Here is an 8,973-nt window from a genome sequence, read left to right on the forward strand (position 1 = left end):
ATGTGATGCTGCCGATTCACGCCGTACTGGAGCCGCTGAAAGCGGCCTTGGCCGCGACCCATGCGGTCGTTCTGGCCGCCCCGCCGGGGGCGGGCAAGACCACGGTCGTGCCTCTGGCCCTGCTGGATCAGCCGTGGCTGGGCGACCAGAAGGTCTTGGTGCTGGAGCCGCGCCGGCTGGCGGCGCGGGCGGCGGCGGACCGGATGGCAGCGACCCTGGGCCAGAAGGCGGGGGGAACGGTCGGCTATCGCACCCGCCTACAAAGCCGCATCGGTCCCGAGACGCAGATCGAAGTCGTCACCGAGGGCGTCTTCACCCGGATGATTCTCGACGATCCGGGTCTGGAAGGCGTCGGCGCCGTCCTGTTCGATGAGTTTCACGAGCGCAGTCTGGACGCCGATCTGGGTCTGGCGCTGGCGCGGGAAAGCCAGTCGGTGCTGCGGGACGATCTGCGGCTGCTGGTCATGTCGGCGACGCTGGATATCGCGGGGGTGTCGAAACTTCTCGACGGCGCGCCGGTGATCGAGGCCGAGGGGCGGATGTTCCCGGTCGAGACCCTCTATCTGGGCCGCAACGCCGCTGAGCGATTCGAGGACGCTGTGGCGCGGGCGGTCATGCTGGCCCTGGGGAAGCAGACGGGGTCGGTGCTGGTCTTCCTGCCGGGACAGGGCGAGATTCACCGGACGGTTCAGCGCCTGAACGAGCGTTTGCGCGACCCATCGGTCGATGTGGTCGCCCTCTACGGCGCCTTGGACAAGGGTGAGCAGGACCGGGCTATCGAGCCGGCGCCGCCCGGACGGCGCAAGGTGGTGCTGGCGACCTCGGTGGCCGAGACCAGCCTGACCATCGAGGGCGTGCGGGTGGTGATCGACGGCGGCCTGTCGCGCGTGCCCCGGTTCGAGCCGTCCAGCGGACTGACGCGGCTGGCGACGGTCAAGGTCAGCCGGTCGTCGGCCGAACAGCGGCGAGGACGGGCGGGCCGCGTCGAGCCGGGCGTCTGTTATCGTCTGTGGGACGAGGAGCAGACGCGGGGGCTGGTCGCGCATCAGCGGCCTGAAATTCAGGAAGCCGACCTGACCGGGTTCGCGCTCGATCTGGCGCGTTGGGGGGCGAAGTCGGTCGAGGGGCTGGCTCTGCTGGATCCGCCGCCCGCCGGAGCAATGGCCGAGGCGCGGAAGGTGCTGACCCGGCTGGGCGCGCTGGATGGGAAGGGCGATCTGACGCCGCACGGGCGGCGGCTGACGCGGATTCCCCTGCCACCGCGACTGGCGCACATGGTCGCCGTGGCCTCGGATCAGGACGACGCCTTGGGCGGGGCACGGATCGCGGCCGTGCTGAGCGAGCCGGGGCTGGGCGGGAACGCCGTTGATCTGCATGACCGGCTGAAGGGGCTGGAGCGGGATCGCTCGCCACGGGCGCGGGACGCCATGAAGCTGGCCGAGCGCTGGGCGCGGGCGGCGGGCGGCGGGGAAGGTGGCGAGGCGGACGCGGGCCTGCTGCTGGCCGAGGCCTTCCCCGAGCGAATCGCGCGGACGCGCGGAAGGCCGGGCGAGGTGCTGCTGGCGTCGGGGCGCGGGGCTTTCCTTGACCCGACCGAACATATGGCGCGCGAGCCCTGGCTGGCGGTGGCGGAACTGGGCGGCGGCGAGGCGCGCGACCGCATCCGGCTGGCGGCGGCGCTGGACGCCACGACGCTGGAGGCCGATCTGGCGCACCGGATCGAGGTCGAGGACCGACTGGCGCGTGAACCCTCGGGCAAGCCGGTGATCCGTCGAATTCGCCGGATCGGCGCCTTGGTCGTGGACGAGAAGGTCGTCGGCGCGCCGGATCGGGCGACCATGACGGCGGCCTTGAAATCCGAGGTCGAGGCGGGCGGGCTGAAGGCCCTGAACTGGGGCGAGCAGGCGGGCGCGCTGCGGGCGCGGTTGGCCTTTCTGCATGGGCTGGATGTGACCTGGCCCGACGTGTCAGACGAGGGCCTGCTCACGGCGCGAGAGGCTTGGCTGTGGCCGCTGCTGGAAGGGGCGCGGTCGCTGGCCGACATCGGCGACGATAAGCTGGCCGAGGCCTTGCGCGGCCTGATCCCGTGGGATTTGCAGCGCAAGCTGGACGACCTGGCCCCGCCGCGTCTGACCACGCCGCTGGGCAGCGCCGCCATCGACTACGCCGCCGAGGGCGGGCCGCGCGTCGAGATTCGGGTGCAGGAGCTCTTCGGGGTGAAGACCCATCCCACGGTCGGCGGCGGGCGGGTTCCGCTGACGCTGTCCCTGCTGTCGCCGGCGCGGCGGCCAGTGCAGGTGACGAAGGACCTTCCGGGGTTCTGGACCGGGTCCTGGGCGGCGGTGCGCAGCGAGATGCGCGGGCGTTATCCGCGTCATCCCTGGCCGGAAGACCCCGCCAACGCTTCGCCCACCAACCGGGTCAAGCCGCGCGGAACCTGAGGCTCCGCTTGACGGAGGTTGGCGGTGCACCGCAATGACCTTGCATCAATACAAGGATTTCGCGTGACCGACGCTGTACTCTCACCGCCTGTCGCCTCCAAGCGGAGAATTCTGTTCGCCAGCCTGATTGGCACGACGATCGAGTTCTTTGACTTCTACATCTACGCCACGGCGGCGGTGCTGGTGTTTCCGGCCCTGTTCTTCCCTGGCGAGGACGCGACGACGGCCATGCTGTCGTCCTTCGCCACCTTCTCCATCGCCTTCTTCGCGCGGCCGGTCGGCGCGGTCGTCTTCGGGCATTTCGGCGACAAGGTGGGGCGCAAGGTGACCCTGGTCGCTGCCCTGATGACCATGGGATTATCGACGGTGGCCATCGGCCTGCTGCCGACCTACCAGTCCGTCGGCGTGATCGCGCCCCTGCTGCTGGCCCTGTGTCGGTTCGGGCAGGGTCTGGGATTGGGCGGTGAATGGGGTGGAGCGGTGCTGCTGGCGACCGAGAATGCGCCGCCGGGCAAGAAGGCCTGGTTCGGCATGTTCCCGCAACTGGGCGCGCCGATCGGCTTCATCCTGTCGACCCTGAGCTTCATCATCCTGACGGCGACGCTGAGCAATGAGCAGTTCCTGACCTGGGGCTGGCGCATTCCCTTCATCGCCAGTTCGCTACTGGTCCTCGTCGGCCTATGGGTGCGGCTGCGCATCACCGAGACGCCGGAATTCAAGACCGCCATCGACAAGGCCGAGCGAGTCGAGACGCCGATCCTGACCCTGCTGGCGCGGCACAAGTTCGCCTTGCTGACAGGGACGCTGGCGGGAATGGCGACCTTTGTCCTGTTCTATCTGATGACGGTCTTCGCCCTGGGCTGGGGTACGACGGCGATGGGCTATACCCGCGAGCAGTTCCTGCCGATCCAGCTGCTGGGGGTCTGCTTCTTCGGCCTGTTCATTCCTCTATCGGCCCTGGCGGCGGATCGCTGGGGGCAGGGGCGGACGCTGCTGGTCACGTCGGTCGCCATAGCCCTGTTCGGCCTGGTTCTGGCCCCGCTGTTCGGCGGCGGCGGACTGGCGGGGGTAGTCGCCTTCTTCATCATCGGCTTCAGTCTGATGGGCTGCACCTATGGGCCGCTGGGCGCGGCGCTGGCGCGACCCTTCCCGACGGCGGTGCGCTACACCGGGGCGTCGATGACCTTCAATCTGGCGGGTATTCTCGGCGCTTCGCTGGCGCCCTTCGCGGCGACCTGGCTGGCCGGGCGCTACGGCTTGCAGGCGGTGGGCGCCTATCTGGCCGTGGCCGCCGTCCTGACCATTCTGGCTCTGCTGGGCATGAACCGGATCAAGACGGAAGGAGAGGCTTAAGCCTCTCCTTCTTTCGTCACCCTCGGCCTTGTGCCGAGGGTCCATAAACTCGACCTAAGCCATGCCAGGCGTCGAGGTTAACCATCAGAGCGATGTGTCTCTGGATCCTCGGCACAAGGCCGAGGATGACGATGGGGTAGCTTAAATATCCGTGCCGTAGGCCGCGTCGGTCACGGCATAGACCATGATGCCGGTGGCGATGGCCAGGTTCAGGCTGTCGGCCCGGCCGCGCATGGGAATCTTGACGTTCAGGTCGCAGGCGGCGGCCAGTTCGTCGGTCAGGCCAGCCTGTTCATTGCCCATCATGATCAGGGCCGGATGGCGCACGGGGCTGTCGCGATAGCCGTGCTGGGCGTCCAGGCGCGTGCCGATGACGCTGCCCGGCCACTGGGCGCGCCAGGCCAGGAATTCCTCGCGCGTCGCCTTGCTGATGGTGACAGCGAAGACCGAACCCATGGTGGCGCGCACGGCCTCGACCGAGAAGGGATCGACACAGTCGCCGATCAGGATGACACCGCCGCAGCCGGCGGAATCCGCCGTGCGGATGATGGTGCCGAGGTTACCCGGATCACGCACCTGCTCAAGCGCCACCCAGCAGGGTTTGGCGTCGAGCTGGATGGCGTCCAGCGGGGTATAGACCTGTTCGAACACGCCCAGAACCGTCTGCGGATTGTCGCGACGGCTGATCTTTTCGAGGATGGCGTGGGTGACGACGATGATCTGGCCGCCGGCCTTGATCGTCTCGGCCTTGGCGCGGTCCAGCAGGGGATGCGGCCGGGCCTCCTCGCCGACCAGCAGCATGACCGGGGCGCGGCCCTGATCCAGGGCCTCGCCGATGAATTTCAGACCCTCGGCCAGGAAACGGCCGGTCAGGTCGCGTTCCTTGCGCATGTGCAGGGCGCGAACTGACTTGATGGTGTCGTTGGTCAGGGAGGTGATGACGCGCTCGTACATCAGGCGCTCCATCTGGCGAAGAACGACAGGCCGATGGCGCGGGCGTACGGGCCGTCTTCCGACAAGGCCAGTTCGCCCCAGTCGATGCGTCCGCCGCGATCATGCGTGGCCTCGGCCATGGCGTGCGCCAGCGACAGGCCGGAAATGCGGGCGGCATAGGCGTTCAGCAGCAGGAAGGAGGCGCCGTCGGACAGAAGCGCGGCGCAGTCTTTCAGCAACTCGGGCATGTCCTCGAACAGGCGCCAGACCTCGCCGTTGGCGCCGCGACCGTACTTCGGCGGGTCCAGGATGATACCGTCGTACTTCGAGCCACGGCGCACTTCGCGGGCGACGAACTTGCGGGCGTCTTCGACGATCCAGCGGATGGGGTGGTCGGACAGGCCCGATTGTTCTGCGTTCTCGCGAGCGTAGGCGACGGACTTCTTGGAGGCGTCGACGTGGGTGACGTGCGCGCCCGCTGCTGCGGCGGCTAGGCTGGCGACGCCGGTATAGCCGAACAGGTTCAGAATCTTGGGCTGGCTCAGGGTGCGGACGCGGGCGTCCATCCACTCCCAGTTGGCCGCCTGCTCGGGGAAGAAGGCCAGGTGGCGGAACGGGGTGAAGCGGCCGGTGAAGCGTACGTCGCGCCATTTCAGCGGGAAGGCGTCGACGGGGCCGTGAGCGTCAAAGCGCCAGCGACCGGCGTCCTCTTCTTCCTGCTGCGGATCGAAGACGGCGGTGGCGCGCTCGAAGGCCGCCGGGTCGCGCGGCGCCCAGAAGCACTGCGGCTCGGGCCGGACGACGGTGTAGCGGCCGTAGCGCTCCAGCTTGCGACCATGACCGCTGTCCAGCAGCGCATAGTCGGACCAGCCTCGCGTGACGAGGGTTTCGGGCGTGGAAGAGAGAACGGGAGCCATCTGCGGCTGATAGGCGCTCAGGCGGCTGCTCGTCCAGCGTCGGCGACCAGGGGCTCAAGGAACTGTGCGGATTCTTCGCGGGCGATGTCGGGTCGATGGGCCGTCTTGTCCCAGCGATGAGGCTCCGCGATCAGGCGAACGAAGGCATGGACGAAGGCCAGGCTGAGCAGCGACCAGTAGAAGGGGGCGACCAGCATATCCCATGGGTTGAACGGCGCGCCGGCGCGGCGCGCTCCGATGGCTGTCGTCAGGATGGCCGCCGACGCACCGCACAACAGAACGCCCAGACCGAGCCAGGGCGTCGCGAGCAGTTGGCCCGTCATCAGCGTCATCAGGAGGAAGGCGCCGACCCAGGCGATGGACAGGGCGTGCAGGCCCGCCGACGCCAGCCCCGCGCCGAGCGTCAGGGTCATCGCGGTCCATCCCCGCCAGCCCATGCCCGCGGCGGAGCGGGTATGAACCAATAGGGTCTGCATATAACCCTTTAGCCAGCGGGTTCGTTGCGGCAGCCAGTGGACCAGGTCGCCCGGCGGGGTCTCGTAGGTGGGACGGCTAAGCACGCCCAGCCGCCAGCCGCGACGCCAGATGCGAAAGCCCAGGTCGGCGTCCTCGGTCACGTTCCAGGCGTCCCATCCGCCAAGCGCGCGCAGGGCTGAAACCCGGAAATGATTGCTGGTGCCGCCCAAGGGGAAGGGTAGTCCCATCCGCGCCATGGCCGGCAGGGTGATCTCGAACAGGGCCGCATATTCAGCAGCGAACTGGCGATCCAGGAAGGGCGAGGTGTCGCGCCCCTTGTGCAGACGACGGATGCGCAGCGGCGCCTGCAAGCAGACCAGTTCTCCATCCTCGACCGCAAAACGGGCGGCGGCTTCGCGGAGTTGAAGCGGGTCGGGATCGTCTTCGGCGTCATAGACGGTCAGCAGGTCCCCACGCGCGACGCTCAGGGCGTGGTTCAGGGCTCGTGGCTTGGTCGTCGGCACGCCGGGCGGGACAACAAGCACATGAAGCCAGTCTGGCAGGGCCAGGGCTCGTGCGGCGTTGATCGTCGCCTGATCGTGAGCCTCCAAGGCGAGATAGCCGTCCAGAAGTTCCGGCGGATAGTCGAGGTTGGCCAATCGCTCGACCAGATGCGGAAGGATGGCGGCCTCGTCATAGAGCGCCACCACGATCGAGTAGCGCGGCAGAGGGGCCGCCGTGGACACCGCCGCAATGGGCGCCGCGCGGTGACGCAGACTGACGATCACCGTCAGAAGCCGCCATGCCACAATGCCCAGAAAACCGACCTGCACGTACAGCAGCAGAAGGGACCCGACGCGCGGCCAGGCCATGATGGAAGCCGCCAAGGCGACGCAGAGCGACGCCGCCGCCAGCAACTGCACGGGTGTCGCCGTGATCTTAGCAGCGTCAGCCGATTTGACGGCGCTCAGCCCCCCGGGGAAACGTCCGTGCATCCAGCCTTCCCCCTGAGGCGTAAAAAGTTAACCGATATTAAGAATAACGTTACTAATACCTTCGTTATTCGAATGGCAAGTGATTGGTGATTCGCAGCGGTTGCGGCTATGCAGTGGGCGTCCCGTCATGGAGTTCTGGATTGCCCGGCGACTCGACCCCCACGCCACGTTCGGCCCGCAAGCCCAAGGGCGAGGGCCATGTCCGGCGCGCCGAGATTCTGGCGGCGGCGGAGCGCATCTTCGTCGAGCATGGCTATGAAGGCGCGACGATCCGCAAGATCGCCGACGAGGTCGGTCTGTCGTCGACGGCGCTCTATATGCATTTCGCCGACAAGAGCGAGATGCTGCACGAAATCTGCCGTGGGACCTTTGAGGCGCTGATCGCTTCTCACCAGCAGATTCTGGCAGAGGATGAGCCGCCCGAGGCGCGGCTGCGGCGAATGATCGAGGCCTATATCAAGTTCGGCTTCGAGAACCCCAACGCCTATCGGCTGACCTATCTGACCCGGCCGGTCGAGGCGCGCGAGGGCGCGCAGTCGGTGGCGCAGGAGACGGGCGCCGAGCTGTTCCGGGCCTTTGTCGCCGTGGTCGAAGAGGCGGTGGCGGCCGGTCGGATGCAGGGCGATCCCGCGACCATTGCCCAAGTCATCTGGGCGTCCGGCCACGGCATTGTCTCCCTGCGGATCACCAAGCCCTATTTCGAATGGGCGGATCGGGACGATCTGACCCGGACGATGCTGGACGTCCTGTTCGCGGGCTTGCGCAGGCCGTGAGGGCGGTACGCGGGGCCTTGGCGGCTCTTCTGGTTCTGACGCCGGCTGCGGCCGAGGCGCGGCCGCTGCGGGTGCTGTCGCTGGATCAGTGCGCGGATCAATATGTTCTGGCCCTGGCGCCTGAGGCCGAACTGGCCCTGTCGGCGCGGGCGGACGATCCGGATTCCTGGATGCGAGACGCGGCTCGGGGGCGGCCTCGGGTTCGGCCGACGCTGGAGGCGGCCATCGGGTTCCAGCCGGACGTCGTGGTTCGCTACTGGGGCGGGGAGCCGCGCCTGCTGGCCGCCTTGGACAAGCGCGGGACGCGGGTGCTGGCCATCAATGACGCCACCGACATGGACGGCGTCCGCGAGAACCTGAGGTCCGTGTCGCGGGGGCTGGGGCAGGAGGCGCGGGGCGCGGCCCTGATCGCCCAAATGGACCGGCGGCTGGCCCAGGCGGCGGGCGCGGGGCGCGGACGCGAGGCCGTCTATGTCACGCCGGGCGGCTATACGACCGGGGCGGGGTCTCTGATCGATTCCATTCTGAAGGCGGCGGGGTTCCGCAACGGCGTGACCGGGCCAGGCTATCAGCCGCTGGGGATCGAGAAGATCGCGCTGAGCCCGCCGGCCTTGTTCGTGCGCGGGTTCTTCCAGCAATGGCGGGCCGACTGGCGGGGGCCGGGGCGGCACCCCGTGGTGGCGCGCGCCGCGCAGGGGCGGACGGTGGCGGACCTGCCGGCCGCGACCCTCAGCTGTCCTGCCTGGTTTGCGGCGGATGCGGCGGCCCTGCTGGCGGAGGCCGCGCGATGAAGGGGCATGTGAGCCTGAACCTCGGACTGGCGGCGGCCATCCTTCTGGCCATGGTCGGTGCGGTCCTGTTCGGCGAGACGGCCCTGTCGGCGGCCCAGTATGGGCAGGCCCTGGCTGATCCTGCGTCGGGGCCGGGCGAGGTGCTGTGGCAGGTGCGGGCGCCGCGCGCGGTCTGCGCCCTGATGGTCGGGGCGGCCCTGGGGCTGGCGGGGGCGGTGCTGCAAGGCCTGCTGAGGAACCCGCTGGCCGATCCTGGCGTGCTGGGCGTGTCGGCCACGGCGGCGCTGGGCGCGGCGGGGGCCATTGTTTTGGGG

8 protein-coding genes are annotated in these 8,973 nt (G+C 68.6%); 5 read left to right on the forward strand and 3 right to left on the reverse strand.

Going from position 1 to position 8,973, the window contains the following annotated elements; translation table 11 throughout:
- Positions 1 to 5 precede the first annotated feature (5 nt).
- Together hrpB and DXK21_RS06900 are read left to right on the forward strand one after the other, a co-directional pair.
- The gene (gene hrpB, locus DXK21_RS06895) at positions 6 to 2,441 is read left to right on the forward strand and encodes an ATP-dependent helicase HrpB (RefSeq protein ID WP_114817037.1); all 2,436 of its coding nucleotides are present in this window, start codon (positions 6 to 8) and stop codon (positions 2,439 to 2,441) included.
- A gap of 63 nt (positions 2,442 to 2,504) precedes the next feature.
- Complete coding sequence (locus DXK21_RS06900; protein ID WP_114817038.1) at positions 2,505 to 3,794, forward strand: MFS transporter; 1,290 nt, start codon at positions 2,505 to 2,507, stop codon at positions 3,792 to 3,794.
- 141 nt (positions 3,795 to 3,935) lie between these two features.
- Here DXK21_RS06900 and DXK21_RS06905 read toward each other — a convergent pair whose 3' ends face one another.
- From DXK21_RS06905 to DXK21_RS06915, 3 genes are read right to left on the reverse strand one after another with little or no spacing between them, the layout of a single operon-like run.
- Positions 3,936 to 4,748: a TrmH family RNA methyltransferase gene (locus DXK21_RS06905; RefSeq protein ID WP_170136953.1), complete on the reverse strand. Its 813-nt coding sequence runs from the start codon at positions 4,746 to 4,748 to the stop codon at positions 3,936 to 3,938.
- Positions 4,748 to 5,644, reverse strand: coding sequence for an RsmD family RNA methyltransferase (locus tag DXK21_RS06910; protein ID WP_114817040.1), 897 nt, complete (start codon positions 5,642 to 5,644; stop codon positions 4,748 to 4,750). Before DXK21_RS06910 ends, DXK21_RS06905 begins: the two co-directional genes overlap by 1 nt.
- A 17-nt stretch (positions 5,645 to 5,661) precedes the next feature.
- Positions 5,662 to 7,095, reverse strand: a complete 1,434-nt coding sequence (locus DXK21_RS06915) for a glycosyltransferase (protein ID WP_245945132.1) — start codon at positions 7,093 to 7,095, stop codon at positions 5,662 to 5,664.
- A 140-nt stretch (positions 7,096 to 7,235) separates the two neighbouring features.
- On the opposite strand from DXK21_RS06915, the gene DXK21_RS06920 reads away from it, so the two are divergent.
- The 3 genes from DXK21_RS06920 to DXK21_RS06930 form a co-directional block, all read left to right on the forward strand.
- On the forward strand, positions 7,236 to 7,868 hold the full coding sequence (locus tag DXK21_RS06920) for a TetR/AcrR family transcriptional regulator (RefSeq protein ID WP_114817041.1): 633 nt from the start codon (positions 7,236 to 7,238) through the stop codon (positions 7,866 to 7,868).
- A 17-nt stretch (positions 7,869 to 7,885) separates the two neighbouring features.
- Positions 7,886 to 8,659, forward strand: coding sequence for an ABC transporter substrate-binding protein (locus DXK21_RS06925; protein WP_245945133.1), 774 nt, complete (start codon positions 7,886 to 7,888; stop codon positions 8,657 to 8,659).
- On the forward strand, positions 8,656 to 8,973 hold a 318-nt coding region (locus DXK21_RS06930; RefSeq protein WP_162790596.1), incomplete at its 3' end, for an iron chelate uptake ABC transporter family permease subunit. The genes DXK21_RS06925 and DXK21_RS06930, both read left to right, overlap by 4 nt.

This window comes from Brevundimonas bullata (assembly GCF_003350205.1).
Lineage (GTDB): Bacteria > Pseudomonadota > Alphaproteobacteria > Caulobacterales > Caulobacteraceae > Brevundimonas > Brevundimonas bullata.

Excerpts from the sequence above, each read along its gene's own strand:
- DXK21_RS06905 (WP_170136953.1), bottom strand. The coding sequence starts at position 4,748 with ATGTACGAGCGCGTCATCACCTCCCTGACCAACGACACCATCAAGTCA.
- DXK21_RS06910 (WP_114817040.1), bottom strand. The coding sequence starts at position 5,644 with ATGGCTCCCGTTCTCTCTTCCACGCCCGAAACCCTCGTCACGCGAGGC.
- DXK21_RS06915 (WP_245945132.1), bottom strand. The coding sequence starts at position 7,095 with ATGCACGGACGTTTCCCCGGGGGGCTGAGCGCCGTCAAATCGGCTGAC.
- hrpB (WP_114817037.1), top strand. The coding sequence starts at position 6 with ATGCTGCCGATTCACGCCGTACTGGAGCCGCTGAAAGCGGCCTTGGCC.